General features: G+C 61.4%; 18 protein-coding genes and 1 pseudogene. 13 read left to right on the top strand and 6 right to left on the bottom strand.

Going from position 1 to position 17,233, the window contains the following annotated elements:
- Positions 1–66 precede the first annotated feature (66 nt).
- The gene (locus tag D6858_RS01090; RefSeq protein ID WP_225082772.1) at positions 67–516 is read left to right on the top strand and encodes a CHRD domain-containing protein; all 450 of its coding nucleotides are present in this window, start codon (positions 67–69) and stop codon (positions 514–516) included.
- 13 nt (positions 517–529) lie between these two features.
- On the opposite strand, the gene D6858_RS01085 is transcribed toward D6858_RS01090, so the two are convergent.
- The 4 genes from D6858_RS01085 to D6858_RS01070 all read right to left on the bottom strand — a co-directional run bounded on the left by D6858_RS01085 (position 530) and on the right by D6858_RS01070 (position 3,359).
- Positions 530–1,078: a DUF924 family protein gene (locus tag D6858_RS01085; protein ID WP_120106292.1), complete on the bottom strand. Its 549-nt coding sequence runs from the start codon at positions 1,076–1,078 to the stop codon at positions 530–532.
- A gap of 7 nt (positions 1,079–1,085) precedes the next feature.
- Positions 1,086–1,481, bottom strand: coding sequence for a hypothetical protein (locus tag D6858_RS01080; RefSeq protein WP_205664836.1), 396 nt, complete (start codon positions 1,479–1,481; stop codon positions 1,086–1,088).
- A gap of 70 nt (positions 1,482–1,551) precedes the next feature.
- Positions 1,552–2,976 carry a metalloprotease TldD gene (gene tldD, locus D6858_RS01075; RefSeq protein WP_120106289.1) on the bottom strand — a complete coding sequence of 475 codons (1,425 nt, stop codon included), beginning with the start codon at positions 2,974–2,976 and terminating at the stop codon, positions 1,552–1,554.
- A 122-nt stretch (positions 2,977–3,098) separates the two neighbouring features.
- Positions 3,099–3,359, bottom strand: coding sequence for a zinc-finger domain-containing protein (locus D6858_RS01070; protein ID WP_102155964.1), 261 nt, complete (start codon positions 3,357–3,359; stop codon positions 3,099–3,101).
- 98 nt (positions 3,360–3,457) lie between these two features.
- On the opposite strand from D6858_RS01070, the gene D6858_RS01065 reads away from it, so the two are divergent.
- Entirely contained in the window at positions 3,458–4,393 is a 936-nt protein-coding gene (locus D6858_RS01065) for an ABC transporter ATP-binding protein (RefSeq protein WP_120106286.1), read from the top strand.
- Positions 4,394–4,470: 77 nt separating this feature from the next.
- Positions 4,471–6,057 carry an L-aspartate oxidase gene (nadB, locus tag D6858_RS01060; protein ID WP_120106283.1) on the top strand — a complete coding sequence of 529 codons (1,587 nt, stop codon included), beginning with the start codon at positions 4,471–4,473 and terminating at the stop codon, positions 6,055–6,057.
- A 46-nt stretch (positions 6,058–6,103) separates the two neighbouring features.
- Here nadB and D6858_RS01055 read toward each other — a convergent pair whose 3' ends face one another.
- Together D6858_RS01055 and D6858_RS01050 are read right to left on the bottom strand one after the other, a co-directional pair.
- Positions 6,104–6,685 (bottom strand): hypothetical protein, encoded by a 582-nt coding sequence (locus D6858_RS01055; RefSeq protein WP_205664835.1) that lies wholly within the window; start codon positions 6,683–6,685, stop codon positions 6,104–6,106.
- 154 nt (positions 6,686–6,839) lie between these two features.
- On the bottom strand, positions 6,840–7,454 hold the full coding sequence (locus D6858_RS01050; RefSeq protein ID WP_120106280.1) for a GNAT family N-acetyltransferase: 615 nt from the start codon (positions 7,452–7,454) through the stop codon (positions 6,840–6,842).
- Between the two features lie 71 nt (positions 7,455–7,525).
- On the opposite strand from D6858_RS01050, the gene D6858_RS01045 reads away from it, so the two are divergent.
- The 10 genes and pseudogenes from D6858_RS01045 (at position 7,526) to D6858_RS01010 (ending at position 16,995) form a co-directional block, all read left to right on the top strand.
- Complete coding sequence (locus tag D6858_RS01045) at positions 7,526–8,224, top strand: VIT1/CCC1 transporter family protein (protein WP_120106276.1); 699 nt, start codon at positions 7,526–7,528, stop codon at positions 8,222–8,224.
- A gap of 6 nt (positions 8,225–8,230) precedes the next feature.
- Positions 8,231–8,542, top strand: coding sequence for an alpha/beta fold hydrolase (locus D6858_RS15995; RefSeq protein ID WP_240623629.1), 312 nt, complete (start codon positions 8,231–8,233; stop codon positions 8,540–8,542).
- On the top strand, positions 8,527–9,105 hold the full coding sequence (locus D6858_RS01040) for an alpha/beta fold hydrolase (RefSeq protein WP_240623628.1): 579 nt from the start codon (positions 8,527–8,529) through the stop codon (positions 9,103–9,105). The genes D6858_RS15995 and D6858_RS01040 overlap by 16 nt, the downstream gene beginning before the upstream one ends.
- A 47-nt stretch (positions 9,106–9,152) precedes the next feature.
- Positions 9,153–9,473, top strand: coding sequence for a hypothetical protein (locus tag D6858_RS15590; protein WP_133305210.1), 321 nt, complete (start codon positions 9,153–9,155; stop codon positions 9,471–9,473).
- 266 nt (positions 9,474–9,739) lie between these two features.
- Positions 9,740–11,782 (top strand): ribonucleoside-diphosphate reductase subunit alpha, encoded by a 2,043-nt coding sequence (locus tag D6858_RS01035; RefSeq protein WP_120106273.1) that lies wholly within the window; start codon positions 9,740–9,742, stop codon positions 11,780–11,782.
- A 675-nt stretch (positions 11,783–12,457) separates the two neighbouring features.
- Positions 12,458–12,868: pseudogene (locus tag D6858_RS01030) on the top strand (PepSY domain-containing protein); the annotation flags it as partial.
- A 68-nt stretch (positions 12,869–12,936) separates the two neighbouring features.
- Positions 12,937–13,440, top strand: coding sequence for a hypothetical protein (locus D6858_RS01025; RefSeq protein ID WP_120106267.1), 504 nt, complete (start codon positions 12,937–12,939; stop codon positions 13,438–13,440).
- Between the two features lie 523 nt (positions 13,441–13,963).
- A complete protein-coding gene (locus D6858_RS01020; protein ID WP_120106264.1) occupies positions 13,964–15,037 on the top strand; it encodes a ribonucleotide-diphosphate reductase subunit beta in 1,074 nt (357 codons plus the stop codon).
- 445 nt (positions 15,038–15,482) lie between these two features.
- Entirely contained in the window at positions 15,483–16,523 is a 1,041-nt protein-coding gene (locus tag D6858_RS01015) for a serine hydrolase domain-containing protein (RefSeq protein WP_240623627.1), read from the top strand.
- A gap of 7 nt (positions 16,524–16,530) precedes the next feature.
- Positions 16,531–16,995, top strand: coding sequence for a nuclear transport factor 2 family protein (locus tag D6858_RS01010; protein ID WP_240623626.1), 465 nt, complete (start codon positions 16,531–16,533; stop codon positions 16,993–16,995).
- The last annotated feature ends 238 nt before the right edge of the window (positions 16,996–17,233 follow it).

The following is a 17,233-nucleotide window of genomic DNA, read 5'->3' as shown; positions in this document are numbered from 1 at the left end:
TCCTCTCTCTCCGCGTTGGCAAACAGGGACTTTGCACACAACGGACGCGGAGCGAAGGAGAGAAAGATGACCAGGCTACCCATGATTGCAACCGCCGCCATCGGCGCTTTGGCACTGGCCGGATGCGCCACTGTGGAAGAAGGCATCGCGTCCGCCACCAACATGACATACCACGCCAACCTGACCGGCGCGCAGGAGGTGGGCGGCGGCGATGCGGACGGAACCGGCAAGGCATCCATCACCATTTCCGACAACTTCGATCAGGTGTGCTGGGATCTGCACGACATCCACAATATCGACACCGTCACCGCGGCCCACATTCATTATGGTGCGGCAGGCACTAACGGGCCGCCGGTGTTCACCCTGACCAAATCGAACGAAGGCACATGGAAAGGCTGTTCGGAAGGCGCCGAATGGACGCAGAACCGCATTCAGGGCAATCCGCAGCAGTTCTATGTCAATATCCACACCACGGCATATCCCAACGGGGCGATCCGCGGTCAGTTGATGCCTTGATTGCCCGCAGGCGTTACCACGCATTCCCTGCCGCAACGGCCCGCTTTTCCGCTGCGCTGCTCTTGCGGCCAAGGATCGGGTTGCGGTGGGGATAGCGACCGAAGCGGGCGATCATGCGATAATGCGCGCGCGCGAACGCGAAGTTGCCCGGAATATCGCGAAACCACACAAGACTGTGCAACTGATCGGCGATCGCTTCGCTGTGCATCAGCGGCATGCCGAGGAAAGCGCGTTCATTGCGCGAAAGCCCCCTGCCCCAGCCACGCGCAATCGCCGCTTTGGCGATCCGACGGGCCAGAGGATCGCTCGCAAATGCCAGAGGAGTGCCGCGATGAACATTTCGCGGCACCTGATCGAACAACAGCACCGCCGCCCGCGCGATCAGCGGATCGGACAGGAATTCACGCGCCGGGCGCGTCCGCAACATCGCGAGAATATGCCCGAAACGACGCTCTATCCGGGCATCGAGTTCGGGCGAGCCACCCCACCAGTCGGCAGGACCGAGCTCGTGGAACCAGAAATGGAGCAGGTCGGCGGCCCAACGCCGCGTGGGGGCCGCCATCCTGCGCTCAGTTTGTGCGGGTGTAAGGGACGAATTCGCTGAGGAACACGTTTCCAGTGTAGAAGCCGTTCATCCGGTCGACGGTATTCACCATGTCCATCCGGCACAGCTGACCGCCGAACTGGCGCGTGACCAGAATGTCGCTGTCGTCCAGACTATCGGGATTGGTCGGGACATTGACCCAGAGCGTTTTGCCCCGGCCATATACCAGCGCGGTGCCATCGATCATTTTCATATTGTCCTGCTGAAACCGGCTGATGCAGCTTTGCGGTTTACCGGCAACGCGACCTTCGAGCATCTTTTCAAGCTGCTGTTCGCCAGTCAGGCGCTCCTTAGCGACCGCCGGGCCGGTCACTGTCGCGATACCGGCAAGGGCGGCAATGGTCAGTGCGATTCTGTTCATTGCGATTCTCCTCGGTTTTAGCCCCTTCTTGGGTGCTCTATAACATACTTTATATGAACCCGCCGTGACCCTATGCAGTTCCGCCCACGGTCAGCCCTTCGACCAGCAAAGTCGGCTGACCGACCCCGGCGGGCACCGATTGCCCGCCCTTGCCGCAAGTGCCCACTCCTTCGTCGAGCGCGAGATCGTTGCCGATCCCGCTCACACGGGTCAGCACGCTGGGTCCATCGCCGATCAGCGTCGCCCCCTTGATCGGAGCGCCGAGCTTGCCGTCTTCCACCAGATAGGCCTCGGTACAAGTGAAGGTGAACTTGCCGCTGACGATATCGACCTGCCCGCCACCGAACGCCTTGGCGAAAATCCCTTTCTTCATGCGACCCAACAGCTCCGCCGGATCGTCGTTGCCCGCGCGCATAAAGGTGTTGGTCATCCGCGGCATCGGGGCATGCTGGTAGCTTTCACGTCGGCCATTGCCGGTCGGTTCGACACCCATCAGGCGGGCGTTGAGGCGGTCCTGCATATATCCTTTCAGGATACCGTCTTCGATCAGCACGGTTTCCTGCGTCGGCGTGCCTTCGTCATCGATGCTGAGCGATCCGCGCCGGTCGGTTATCGCGCCATCGTCCACCACCGTCACCCCCGGCGCGGCGACGCGTTCACCGATGCGACCGGAAAATGCGCTGGTTCCCTTGCGGTTGAAATCGCCTTCCAGCCCGTGCCCGACTGCCTCGTGCAGCAACACGCCAGGCCAGCCGGGGCCGAGCAGCACTGTCATTTCCCCTGCCGGTGCGGCGACCGCTTCGAGATTGATCAGCGCTTGCGACACCGCCTCGTCAATCGCGCGGGTCCACTGCGATTCTTCGAACAGCGGACCATAGAGATAGCGCCCGCCCAGCCCGAAGCTGCCGCTTTCGCGCCGCCCGTTATGTTCCGCCACGACGCTGACGTTCAGGCGCACCAGCGGGCGCAGATCGCGCGCGACGAAACCGTCGGGACGCACGATTTCCACCGCGCTCCAGCTACCGACAAGGCTGGCGGTGACTTGCCGGATACGCGGATCTTTCGCGCGGGCGGCGGCATCGATCGATTCCAGCAGACGGACCTTTTCCGCGAACGGAATCATGTCGAGCGGGCTGGCATCGGTGTAAAGGTGGCGATTGCTGCGCACCGGTGGTGCCGGGCGCGATCCGGTGGCGGGATCGAGCAGGCGCAGCGTTTCCCCCGCCCGCCGGATTGCCGCCGCGCTGATTTCGTTGGCATGGGCGAACCCGGTCATTTCCCCCGAAACCCCGCGCAGGCCAAAACCGGAATCGCGCGAATAGTCGGCGGTTTTCAGCCGCCCGTCGTCGAACACGAAAGATTCGGCGGCAGTGAACTGGAGATAAAGCTCCCCATCGTCGCACCGGGCCAGCGTTTCCGCGGCGAGCGCCTGCGCCTCTTGCGGGGTGAGCTTGTCGCCATAAAGCAGTGCGTGGGGGTCGAGCGTTTCAGTCATCCCTCGATAGATAGGGAGTGCAGGCCGCCCCGTCACGCGGCAAGTTGCGGTTTAGCCTCGGTGACAGGCTGATGGCCACTTACCAAGCCGCTTGCCCCCATCGGGCAGCGGCAAGCGCGCTGTCAGCGGTGGCCCGGATCGGCGCCTTCGGAAATATCGGGCAAAGTCGCCTGATCCACCCCATCGGCCGGGCCGCCGCGCAATACAAAGCGACGGTCGCAATATCCGCAATCGACATAGCCATGCTCATCGATTTCCAGCCACACGCGCGGATGGCCCAGCGCAGCGGGGGTATAACCGGGACCGGGACGGATCGCGCCAGCGCCATCGCAGGCAACACGGTGTTCGTCGGTCAGGGTGACTTCTGGCGGCGGAATGCTCATGGGTCGAATCCGATAATCCACCGCGCGGCGGCATGCAATCTTCGATGTCATGCATATCCCCTTTACGTGAGGGGCCATTGCGCCTTAGGGCAAACGGCATGACCACACCGCCCGCAATCCGCATCGATAACGTCGTCAAACGCTATGCCGGTGCCCGGGGGGAAGAGGGTAAGCTGGCGCTGAAAGGCGTCAGCTTCGATGTGCCGCAGGGGCAAATCTTCGGCCTGCTTGGCCCCAATGGCGCGGGCAAATCGACGCTGATCAATATCCTTGCCGGGCTGGTGATGAAGACCAGCGGCAGCGCGGAAATCTGGGGCTTCGACATCGACGCCAATCCGCGCAATGCCAAACGGTCGATCGGCATCGTGCCTCAGGAAATCGTGTTCGATCCGTTTTTTACGCCCTACGAAGTGCTGGAAAATCAGGCCGGATTTTACGGCATCGCCAAGGCTTTGCGGCGGAGCGAGGAATTGCTCGCCGCGGTCCATCTGGCGGATAAGCGCAATGCCTACGCCCGCGCGTTGTCGGGCGGGATGAAGCGGCGCCTGCTGGTGGCCAAGGCGATGGTCCATTCGCCGCCGGTTCTGGTGCTGGACGAACCGACCGCCGGGGTCGATGTCGAATTGCGGCGGCAGCTGTGGGAACTGGTGACCGGGCTCAATAAAGAAGGCGTCACCGTGGTTCTGACCACGCATTACCTCGAAGAGGCGGAACAGCTCTGCGACCGGATCGCGATCATCAATCACGGCGAACTGATCGCCAACAAGCCGACTCGCGAACTGGTGGGCATGGCGCGGGAGAAAATCGTTTCGGTCACGGTGGACAAGGATTTGACGGGACCGGTCGAAGAAACCGCCTTCCTCAAATCCGAAGTGGTCGAACCGCGCCGGCTCGACATCACTTATAACCGCGACAACACCACCGCCGGGCACGTGCTCGCGCTGATCCAGCAACATGGTTACGCTATCGAAGACGTGACCACGCGCGAGGCTGATCTGGAAGACGTGTTCGTCCAGTTGACCGGCGCGGGATAATTCCGCCCCGCCTCTCTTCCGCACCACCGGGCGGATGATACCTTGCCGCAGCGCGGGCCATCCGCCATGACCGTGCGATGACAACTTCACCTTACGATGTGATCGTGATCGGATCGGGCGCTGCGGGCCTGACCGCCGCGCTGGCGCTGGCGGAAGAAAAGCGCGTGCTGGTGCTGGCGAAAGGCTCGCTGACCGGCGGCAGCACCGCATGGGCACAGGGCGGGATCGCCGCCGTGCTCGACGCAGGCGACACGTTCGAAAACCATATTCGCGATACGATGGTCGCGGGTGCGGGGCTGAACGATCGCGACACCGTGGAATTCGTGATCGAACGCGCACCGGCGGCCATCGACCGCCTGATCGAACTGGGCGTACCGTTCAACACCGAAGGCAGCGATCTGCATCTGACACGCGAAGGCGGTCACAGCCACCGCCGCATCGTCCATGTCGATGACGCGACCGGGTGGGCCGTGCAGGAAGCATTGCTGAAAGCGGCCAATGCCAACCCCAATATCACTATGCTGCCGGGCCGGGCGTGTATCGATCTGATTACCGGGCGCAATGCGGAGAAGTATTCGGGATCGGGCCGGGTCTGGGGCGTCTACGCACTGAATCAGGAAACCGGCGAAGTGGAAGCGCATGTCGCACGCGCCACTGTGATGGCCAGCGGCGGTGCCGGGCGCTGCTATCTATTCTCCACCGCCCCGCGCGGCGCGACGGGAGATGGGATCGCGATGGCCTGGCGCGCGGGTGCGCGGGTTTCCAACATGGAAATGATGCAGTTCCACCCGACCTGCCTCTATAATCTGGAGGTCAAGAATTTCCTGATTACCGAGGCGGTGCGCGGTGAAGGCGGGCACTTGCTCAACCCCGTGACCGGCGAACGGTACATGAGCAAATACGATCCCGAACGCATGGAGCTGGCCCCGCGCGATATCGTCGCCCGCGCCAACGACGATCAGATCAAGCGGTATGGCCTCGACTATGTCCACCTCGACATCAGCCACCAGCCGCCCGAATTCGTGAAGCACCATTTCCCGACTATCTACGAGAAGCTGATCGGGCTGGGCATCGACATGACGAAGGAGCCGATCCCCGTCGTTCCGGCGCAGCATTATACCTGCGGCGGGGTGTTGATCGGATTGGACGCACGCACCGATCTGCCCGGCCTGTGGGCCGCGGGCGAAGTGACCGAGAGCGGCCTGCATGGCGCCAACCGCCTCGCCTCGAACAGTCTGCTTGAATGTTTCGTATTCGGGGAAGCGGCAGCGAAAGACATCCTCTCGGTGTGGCACGAGATGGACGATCCCCCGGCCATCCGCGCATGGGACGCCAGCCGGGTGATCGATTCCGACGAAGAAGTGGTCATCAAACAGAACTGGACCGAAATTCGCCGGTTCATGTGGAACTATGTCGGCATCGTCCGCACGACCAAGCGCCTCGAACGCGCCGCCCACCGCATCGCCACGTTGGCGCAGGAGATCGAGGATTATTACGGCAGCTTCCGCGTCACAACCGACCTGATCGAGCTACGCAATCTGCACCAGTGCGCCGACCTGATCGTGAAAAGCGCGCTGAAACGGCACGAAAGTCGCGGGCTGCACTATACACTCGATTATCCCAATACACTGGAACAGCCCGTCGATACGGTGCTGGTGCCCTGAGTGGGCGCGGGGTATTGGTGATGGTGAGGTGATCCGCGAGAACGGCTTATCTCGGTGAAGCTGGAACGCGAGAGTCGCTCTTCGCAGTTGCCGCGGCGATGAATTTGCCGATTTTATCGACCAAAGCCACTGCCTCTTCATCGCGGAAGAAGGCGCCGATCCTGACCTTGACGCCATCTGGCATCCTTAATGTGACGATTGCCGCATCGTAAACCGGATGGTCGGCCTCCAGTTCGACTTTGTATATCTGAAGGCCGGCGAGAGAGTACCGTGTCGACCTGTTTCGAAACAGAGATCGCCGCTGCAAAGTGACCTTGCCGGATCTGGCATCCAACGTCAGATCGACTGCATCGCCGAACAGCGCGAACCACAAAATCATTCCTGAAAAGCCAAGCGGCAGGATTAAGAACCCGAAAGTCGCCACGATCCCGCCAAAAATCGGGGGGTCTGCCCAATCGATCAATCGCGCATTGCCCACATAAAAGTGGATGAACGGGATACAAAACAGGGACCACGGCAGAAGAAACAGGCGAATCCAAAGGGGAAATTTGCGCTCGTATCGCAATCGATGGTCATCCGACGCGATGGATTCTTCCGATTTCTGCCAAAATCCGATGTCACCGCTCAATTCAATAATACCTGTACTTTATGCCATGCATTGTTGATGCATCAACAAGAGCGGTAGGCGTGAACATCCTAACAAACAGGTAAACCGGGTGCGATCATTGATGGTATTACATCAGGCTCCCCCAAGTGAGGCGACGCACCACACACAAGCCCCGTCAGGGGTTGTGCCGCCACATCATACCCCAGAAGTGCGGGCCGCCACCGGGCACATCGTATTCGCACACCACATCGAAGCCCAACCGACGGTAAATCGTGACATTATCGGTCGTGGCAGTTTCGAGGTAGATATCCAGCTCTCTCTCACGCGCGGTATCCTGCCCGGCGCGGATCGCGGCCCCGCCCAGCCCCCTGCCCTGCTGCGCCGGATCGACCCCGGCGATATGCAGGTACAGGTAACGCTCGCCCGCCGGAAAATGGGCAGAGATCGTATTGCCCACGCGCATCGCGCGCGGCAGGCATGCACCGAAGGCGCGCAGATAGGCCGGTGCGGACACAATGGTGTGCAGCAGGCTTTCCCCCGCCCGCCCCGGTTCGCGCCACAAGGTTGCCGCGCCGTGATCGGGCGATGCCAGTGCGAACCCGTTGGAAAAATCGTCTGCCGCGGCAATCGCGAAAAACCGCTGCAACACGCGGGGGCGCTGCGCCCGGTCGGGAACGATCCATGAAAACGCCGGATCATCAATGAATGCCCGCGCCAGCGTTTGGGTGATTGCAGGGGCAGAACTGCGGTGTGCGCGCAGGATCGGCGGCCTCTCTTTTCGCTCTGTCATTGCAGCATCCTCGTTTTGCTGACAGTACTGTAAATAAACCGCGATATCGTCAAGCGGGTGATGGAGGGTTCATGGCCAGAGTACATCGCGAAGAGCACAATATTTCTCGCATTGGCTGGCTGCGCGCCGCCGTGCTGGGGGCCAATGACGGAATCGTTTCCACCGCCAGCCTGATCGTCGGCGTCGCCGCGGCGGCAGGCGGCAAGCAGGAAGTGCTGCTGGCTGGGTTTGCCGGTCTTGCTGCCGGCGCTCTGTCGATGGCGGCGGGTGAATATGTCTCCGTCAGCTCGCAATCGGACACCGAAAATGCCGATCTCGCGCGCGAGCGCACCGAACTGGCAACGATGCCTGCTGCCGAACTGGACGAACTGACCGGCATCTATACCGCACGCGGACTGGACCCGGACCTGGCGCGAACAGTGGCTGAACAGCTCACCGCGCACGATGCGCTGGCCACCCATGCGCGGGAGGAGCTGGCGATTACCGAACTGACCACCGCGCGCCCCTTGCAGGCGGCGTTCGCTTCCGCCCTCACCTTCTCCGCCGGGGCGGCTCTGCCGCTGCTGGTGGTGTTATCGGTGCCGATGGGATCGGTGTTATGGGGCGTAGTGGTCGCATCGTTGCTGGCGCTGGGTGTGCTCGGCTGGCTGGGCGCGAATGCAGGCGGCGCACCGGCAGGGCGCGCGATTGCCCGCGTGGTTTTCTGGGGTGCACTGGCAATGGCCGTCACCGCCGGGGTCGGCAAACTTTTCGGAACAACGGTGGGATAACAAAGAATGGCTCAGATCACTGCCAATGACATTACGATCGAATACGAAGACTACGGCGATCCCGGCGATCCCGCGATCCTGCTGGTGATGGGCCTCGGCGCGCAATTGACGTTGTGGCCGATCGAACTGGTCGATGCATTGGTGGAACGCGGCTTTCGCGTGATCCGTTACGATAACCGCGATATCGGGTTGAGCCAGAAGATGGACGGAGAGAAAGCGCCCGGCATCTTCAAGCTGGTGCTGATGAACCGGCTGGGTCTGAAACCGCGGGTGCCCTACACGCTGTCGGACATGGCGTCGGGTTGCTCGAAGCGCTGAATATCGACAACGCGCATATCGTGGGCGCGAGTATGGGTGGGATGATCGCGCAGCTGATCGCGGCCGAACACCCCAAACGCACCGCCAGTCTGACATCGATCATGTCGACCACCGGCAACCGCAAACTGCCTGCCGCGCAGAAAGAGGCGATCAAAGTGCTGACCACCCGCCCTCCGTCTGCGGACGAGGAAGTGCTGGTCGCCCACGGTATTCGCGTGGCGCGCACGATCGGCAGCCCCGCCTATCCCCCCAGCGAAGAACGCCTGTTATCGCGCGTGCGCGAAGGAGTGCGCCGGAGTTACTATCCCGACGGCCTGCCCCGCCAGCTCGCTGCGATTCTGGCTGACGGCGACCGGCGTAAACGGCTTGCCGCCATTTCCGCCCCGACTTTAGTGATTCACGGGGAGGCGGACCCGCTGGTTCCGCTGGCCGGTGGACTCGACACAGCGGAAAACATCGCCGGGGCGCGGATTTCCACTTTCCCCGGTATGGGTCACGATCTGCCTCTGGCGCTGGTCGAACCGATAGCCGATCTGATCGCGGAACACGCCCGCAAGGCCTGATCTGGCCCGGCTTCGACTGCATTCCTTTATAGGCTCAGGGCCTATTATTGACGGCTGGCGCAATCGGGAGTCGCGCCAGCCGCTATTGCGATTCGATCCGGGAAGTGGTGCGCGCGCCGGGTTTGCCGTTGCCCGAAATGACCCGCAAACGAAGCATTATTTCCGGCCGCGATTCGATTGATTCAAAGGCTCCACAGAAACCTGTCCCCACCAAAATTTTTTCTCAGTTTGATTTTGACTCTTGCATCCCGCGCGACCCTAGGAAATCCGCCGCGTCGCACTGTATTGCCTGCATAGACCACCCGGCATCTGGCCATGAATTTTCTGTAAATGGTATTTTCACCCTCTTGCACATGAATCCTGCCTGATTCACTATTGCCAGTAGTTCGGCGGTCGGGAGACCCACAATACCTAGTTGCCCTGTTTACGCACCGTAATCGGTACGATGGGCGATTCGGCGCTGTGATCCGGCCTCGCATGATGCCCGTGAGGGCGCATTGGCAGGCCAGTCTGGGGATAAGTTTTCACCCCGCTGCGAACCACATGATGCTAGGCTGGGCGCTTGCCCGCCGATTCGAACGAATGCGGAACACCGGGCGGGGCGCCCGGTCTGTATGACAGGACGGGGGGACCGATGGAATTCAGAAGCGGAGATGAAGCGGCGATGGGCTTTCACGGAGCTGACGACACGACCGATAGTGGTGTCGCAATCGCCCGCGCACGCAAGGACAAGGCGGCAGTAAGCATGGAACAGGCAGATCAGGGCACCGACGAACTGGTGGCGGAAAAAACGGACGCAACGATTGCCAGCGCGATGGCAGGTGCCGTTGCGGCGGCGGCCTCTGCCGCTGCTGCCCCCAAACACGACAGCAAGACGATTCACGATCGCCGTTTCACCATCGTAACCGATGCGTCGCGCGATGCACTGCTGACCGAATTCGGCAAGGAAACGCTGGAAGATCGCTATCTCCTGCCCGGTGAATCGTATCAGGATCTGTTCGCCCGCGTGGCCGATGCCTATGCCGACGATCAGGATCACGCACAGCGGCTGTACGATTATATCTCGCGCCTGTGGTTCATGCCCGCCACGCCGGTGCTGTCGAACGGCGGCACCAGCCGTGGCCTGCCGATTTCATGCTATCTCAATTCGGTGGAAGACAGCCTTGAAGGGATCGTCAACACCTGGAATGAAAACGTGTGGCTCGCCAGCCGTGGTGGCGGCATCGGCACATACTGGGGCCAGGTGCGTGGAATTGGCGAGCCGGTCGGCCTGAATGGCAAGACCAGCGGGATCATCCCGTTCGTGCGCGTGATGGACAGCCTGACGCTGGCGATTTCACAAGGATCGCTGCGCCGCGGATCGGCCGCGTGTTACATCGACGTGTCGCACCCCGAAATCGAAGAGTTCCTCGAAATCCGCAAACCGTCGGGCGATTTCAACCGCAAGGCGCTGAACCTGCACCACGGTGTGCTGCTGTCCGATGCCTTCATGGAAGCGGTCCGCAATGGCGAGGAATGGAATCTCACCAGCCCCAAGACGGGCGAAGTACGCGGCACGGTCGATGCGCGCAGCCTGTTTCAAAAACTGGTCGAAACCCGGCTGGCCACCGGCGAGCCCTATATCGTGTTTTCCGACACGGTGAACCGGATGATGCCCAAGCATCACCGCGAACTGGGCCTGAAGGTATCCACGTCCAACCTGTGCAGCGAAATCACCCTGCCGACAGGGCGCGACCATCTGGGCAACGACCGCACCGCGGTCTGCTGCCTCAGCTCGCTCAACCTCGAAAAGTGGGACGAGTGGAATGAAGACAAGCATTTCGTGGAAGACGTGATGCGCTTTCTCGACAACGTGCTGCAGGATTATATCGACCGCGCGCCCGACGAAATGGCGCGTGCGAAGTATTCCGCCGCGCGCGAACGCAGCGTCGGTATGGGGGTGATGGGTTTCCACTCGTTCCTCCAGGCGAAGAACATCGGTTTCGAAAGCCCGATGGCGAAAGTGTGGAACCTGAAAATGTTCAAACACGTCTCTGCCAAGGCGGAGGAGGCGAGCATGGTTCTGGCCGAAGAACGCGGTGCCTGCCCCGATGCGGAAGACGCCGGCGCGATGGAACGGTTCAGCTGCAAGATGGCGATCGCGCCGACCGCGTCGATCTCGATCATCTGCGGCGGCACCAGCGCCTGCATCGAACCGATCCCGGCCAATATCTACACCCACAAAACCCTGTCGGGCAGCTTCATCGTCAAGAACCCCTATCTTGAGAAGCTGCTGGAGAAGAAGAGCAAGAATTCCACCAACGTGTGGAACTCGATCCTCGAAAAGGGCGGGTCGGTGCAACACCTCGACTTCCTGACCCCGGAAGAGAAGGCGGTATACAAGACCAGCTTCGAAATCGATCAGCGCTGGCTGCTCGAATTCGCAGCCGACCGCACCCCGTTTATCGATCAGGCGCAGAGCCTCAACCTGTTCATCCCGGCTGACGTGGACAAATGGGATCTGGCGATGCTCCACTTCCAGGCATGGGAGAAAGGCATCAAGTCGCTCTACTACCTCCGCAGCAAGAGCGTGCAGCGCGCCGGTTTCGCGGGCGGCGTGGAAGCCGACAACACCCCCGATGCGGCGAAGTACGAATTGCCAACCACCGACTACGACGAATGCCTCGCCTGCCAGTAAGGCGAGTCAATCAGCCCGAAGGCAGGCGTCGATCCGGCCCCACCCGCCGATCCGCCTGCCGCCGAAGGCCCCGTCTACACCAGATGGACGGGGCCTTTTTCGTGCCTGCGACGCCGGGCAACCCGCTCGTCAGCGTGAACACTGGGGGGCAGCCCAAAGTGCGAGGATAGGTAGCGCCCATCGCGCCGGCTGTGGTGGAGGCGATGGGCACACCATGGATTGCCACGTCGCCTATGGCTCCTCGCAATGACGAGGGTGGGGATACGCGCGATAATATGGGCCAACCATCGGCAGAATGGCTCCTACCTCAGAACCAAACCCACTTCGTGCCTTCGTGTGACAAACTTCCATCCGACGCCCCCGCCCATCACGGCAATCGCGATAAAGGCAAACGTCGCCCCATGGATTGCCACGGCGCCTGCGGCTCCTCGCAATGACGAGGGTGGGGATACGCGCGATAATATGGGCCAACCATCGGCAGAACGGCTCCTACCTCAGAACCAAACCCACTTCGTGCCTTCGCGCCTTCGTGTGACACACTCTTACCCGACGGCCCCAGCCCATCACACCCTCGCCTGAATGCCGCTTATCCCCAACCGATACATTTCGATACCACCTGCGACTTGAAAACAGCGGGCCCGCGGCGCTGAGCGGTGCTCACAAACATTCCAACGCAAGGAGTTCCCACATATGCGTAAGTGGCATCGCTGGCTGTCCGTTTTCTTTGCCGTGTTCCTGCTGTGGATCGCGGCCACCGGTGTGTTGAGCCAGCTTGGCGCGTGGCAGGGCGAACTGGCCAGCCCGTCTCCCGCCGCGATTGCCGCCGCTACCCCACCGCCCGGCTGGGAATGCCCCGAAGGGTGGCGCTGCCGCCCGCCGCAGGGCGACGCCTCCGGGCTGGCGGGCATGGTGGGATTGTTCCACCACCTGCATTCGGGCGAAAGCTTCGGCCCGGTGGGCGAAGTCATCAGCCTGCTTTCGGGTTTCGCGCTGATGTTCTTCGCGTTTTCGGGCCTGTGGCTCTACATCCGCATGTGGCGCGAACGCGCCCGTCGCAAGGCGCGGGATCGCTGGTTCTGGAAGTGATCGTGTTTTCAATCGCCTGACAGGCGCCGCTTGACCGGCCCATCGCGCGGGATACGATCACCCGCGCGATGGCCGATTTGTTCGATCTGATAGACAGCGCTTTCGGGGAAGACCTCTGGCTCGCAGTCATCGGTGTCGGAACTATCCTTGCCTATACCATTGGCAAACACGCCCGACACAAATTCCTTCGCTGGCGGCTCAATCGGCAACTGGCGCGCTCCAATTATATCCTCGCCAACGAACTGCGCGACTACCAGCAAAGGATTGGCGACGATCCCGAACCGATTGATCGCGCCAAGACCGCTCAAGGGGTCGCCATCCACATGAGCCAGATTGCTGCACCTGCGGCTCTCGGTTACGCCATCAGCGACGACCATTGGAAAACGACCCTTGCTGCGATTGCCATCGTCGCGGCATACTATGGATGGCGCTGGATCAACGATCCGCCCGAACACCGCCCTCAATTGCTCCGCCAATCGCTGGATGCGACGATCCCGAAAGAGGCTATTCTGGGCGCGATAGGTTCGGTCGCCATAGTCGCGATTTTGCTGACGCTGATGCTGACATTGTAGCCCCCCAACGGTTGGCGCCCCTCCGTTTCACGGGAGGGGCGCCGAGGGGTGCGGGGTAGTGCCCGCGAAAGGGGGGAAAACAGGCACTCCCGTATTTCCCTCATGCGCCCGGAGAGCCTTGCAAACCCCCGGGTCGTTATTCACCCAATTCCCCAACAGGCGGGCGGTTCCATGCCTTTGTTCAGCCACAATTTTATCAGGAATGCGGGTGCCACGCACCGCCCGGTTTCAGCGGTGAATCGATCTGTTGCCGGCGGTTCCTGAGAGCCGTTCGAAGCATCCCTGAATCGGTCGCAGTGCGAACCGGCGAGTTATCCCCCGCAGCGTTCCCCGCGGCCCTTCGCCCCGGACCGCGCTGGCCATATCCTGCACCCCGCGCACGAGTCGCGCGCAGGCTATCGCGGGGAACCGTGGCCAGCCGGACTCAGCGCCGGGGAAAGGCACAAAAAATGTGCCGATTTATGATTCACATTCGCATCGCCTCACGCTAGATATGGGGCCTCGCAACTCACGGAGCCACCAGATGTCCCTTCTCGAAGCCCGCAAAACCTACAAACCCTTCGAATATCCGTGGGCTTACGATTACTGGAAGCGCCAGCAACAGGTGCACTGGTTGCCCGAAGAAGTGCCGCTGGGCGAAGATTGCCGCGACTGGGCACAGAAACTGTCCGATCACGAACGCAACCTGCTCACCCAGATATTCCGTTTCTTCACACAGGCCGACGTGGAAGTGCAGGATTGCTACCACGAAAAATATGGCCGGGTGTTCAAACCGACCGAAATCAAGATGATGCTCACCGCGTTTTCCAACATGGAAACGGTGCACATCGCCGCTTACAGCCACCTGCTCGACACGATCGGCATGCCCGAAAGCGAATACGGCATGTTCCTCGAATACGAGGAGATGAAGGCCAAGCACGACTATCTTCAGGAATTCGGCGTCGATTCCGATGAAGATATCGCCCGCACGCTGGCGATGTTCGGCGGCTTTACCGAAGGGGTGCAGCTGTTCGCCAGCTTCGCCATGCTGATGAACTTCCCGCGCTTCAACAAGATGAAGGGCATGGGCCAGATCGTCAGCTGGTCGGTGCGCGACGAAAGCCTGCACTGCGAAGGCATCACCCGCCTGTTCCACGCCTTCACCAAGGAACGCGACTGCCTGACCAAATCGGTCAAGGAAGACATCCTCGATTGCTGCATGAAAACCGTGCGGCTGGAAGATAACTTCATCGATCTGGCGTTCGAACAGGGCCCGGTCAGCGGGATGACCGCGAACGAAATCAAGAAATACATCCGCTACATCGCGGACTGGCGGCTGGAACAGCTCGGCCTGAAACGGCAGTTCATGATCGAAGAACACCCGCTGCCCTGGCTGGCGCCGCTGCTGAACGGGGTGGAACACGCCAACTTCTTCGAAACCCGCGCCACCGAATATTCCAAGGCCGCGACCAAGGGCAACTGGAACGACGTGTGGTCCAGCTTCGACAAACGCCAGAAAGCGAAAAAGGGCGAAGAAGCCAACGACGCCGAAGATGACGGCCCCGGCCTGTTCGGTGAAGAGGCCAGCAGCAACGACGGGAGCGTTGCCGCGGAGTGATTATTGAGGGCGTAGGCAGTTGTGAGAGCGACAACTGCCCGCGTCCCCGCCCTGACTGGTGGACGCCAGACATTACGCCAGCAATCGATTGCTGACATCGGACATTCTTCCTGCCGGTGGCGGGTTTGCGCCTTCATCTTAGTCATTCCGAACCCGCTATTTCGATCCCGAAAGCTGTCGTTGGTTCGCGCCGCAGACGAATGGCTGAGTTTGGGACAAGCCTGCTATCCGCAGCGGCCTCACCGAACGGCAGGTTCGACTGAGAGCTGCCGTTCGCGATTATCCCGAAAAGGGATGCTATTTCGGGAATCTCATAGCGGTTCTCACGTCCGTCACATCGATGGCAAATGCAAATGCGGTCAAGGTTGCGGACAAACTTCAATGCCGCTAACTGTTGCCCATGAGTGATACAGTTGGCGCGTTGAAACGAGCAATTCGCGTCGGCATGGTCGCGTTGATGGCTTGCGCCTCGATGGCGGACGCTAGGACGAGCATTGAGCTGCCGGATATGACCTCAACCCTCCGCGAACAACGCGTAGAAAGCGCGTCGATCGCCGTGATCCGCGACGGACAGATCGTCTCGACTGGGGCCTGGGGCATAGCGGGGCCGAACCGCGCGGCGACCGTCGCCACCCCCTACAATCTCGCATCGCTGACGAAGCCGTTGACGGCGGAGGTCATCCTGCGACTGGTGTCGGCCGGCAAGTTGTCACTTGATGAGCCGATGGATCGTTACTGGAGCGACCCCGACCTGTCGCGCGGCCCCCGGCGGATGAAGCTGACCGTCCGCATGGCGCTGAGCCATCGCACCGGGTTGCCGAACTGGCGCGATGCGAAGGGGCTGGCCTTCGATCATGATCCCGGAACGACGACCAGCTATTCAGGCGAGGGGTATCAATACGCGGCGCGCTACGCCGAACACCGCACCGGGCAATCGTTCGAGACGCTTGCTGGCCGCTGGCTGTTCGCCCCCGCCCACATGCGCGCCTCGGGCTATGTGTCGACGCAAGGCGAGACGGTGCCGATCGCCGTACCATACGACGAGGTAGGCAAGCCGCTGCCGGTCGAGAGGGTGACGCGATACAACGCTGCCGATCTGGCACACGCGACAGCACGTGATTATGCGCGCTTCCTCATTGATGCCCGCAACGACCGGCACCTGGTCGCGTCTTTAGCGGCGGAACGCAGCAAATCGCAGGCAGGCTTGACGCCGGAAATATGCGCCGGATCGAAAGCGGCCACTTGCCCGCCCTGGACTGGTTTCGGACTGGGCTGGCAGCTCCTCGGCTTCCCCGACGGTACGACGATGCTCCACACCGGCAAGGATGCAGGGGCTTTCACCTTCGCCGCCATCGACCGCGCGAGCGGCGACGGCATCGTCATCCTAACCAACAGCGACAACGGGTGGCGGGTCATCCTGCCCATCCTCGAACGCACAGGAAGCGATCCGAAGCTGATTGCCTTCCTCCGCGGCCAGATGAACTGACAGGACCATGAGCATGATGACCGCCATCGCCGTTGCCGCAGCTTTGCTAGCGACGTCCGTGCCGCCCCCCGCCGATCCGTTGACGACGGAGATCGGCGCGCTCGATGCGAAGGTGTTCGGCGCCTACAACCGCTGCGACCTGCCGACCTTCTCTGCCTATTTTGATCCGAAAGTCGCCTTCTACCACGACACCGGCGGTGCGACATTCGAGCGTGACACGATGGTCGATGGCGTTCGCAAATACATTTGCGGAAAAGTGAAGCGCGAACTGATCCCGGCAACGTTCCGCGTCTATCCGATCAAGGACTATGGTGCCATCGAGGAAGGCGAACATCGCTTTTGCGAACTGGCGACGGGACGATGCGACGGGATCGCCAAATTCGTGATGGTCTGGAGGAAGCAGGATGGTGCCTGGCGGATCACCAGTGTCCTCAGTTACGGGCACCGCGCCGCGACGCCTGCGGAGCAGTGAAGCGCCACTGACGGATAGCTTGTGGGCTGCTTCCCGATTGGGAACGTGATGCGGGGCAGCTGGTGGCTGCATGCGCAGTCAACCGGTAACAAGCTTGGCCTCCCGAAGCCTTGTCCCGATTGTGTTCTCCCAAAATGGCGCATCGGAGATGGAGAAACGGGACGGTCGCGCATTATCCGAGCGGCCGGGTTCGGCAACGGGGATTATCGATTGAATGCCACGACCTGTGGTGCTTGTT

The sequence above is a fragment of the Tsuneonella suprasediminis genome (assembly GCF_003605755.1).
GTDB classification, from domain to species: domain Bacteria; phylum Pseudomonadota; class Alphaproteobacteria; order Sphingomonadales; family Sphingomonadaceae; genus Tsuneonella; species Tsuneonella suprasediminis.
The sequence above is the reverse complement of the archived record's forward strand: the minus strand, read 5'-3'. Positions and strand labels throughout refer to the sequence as shown.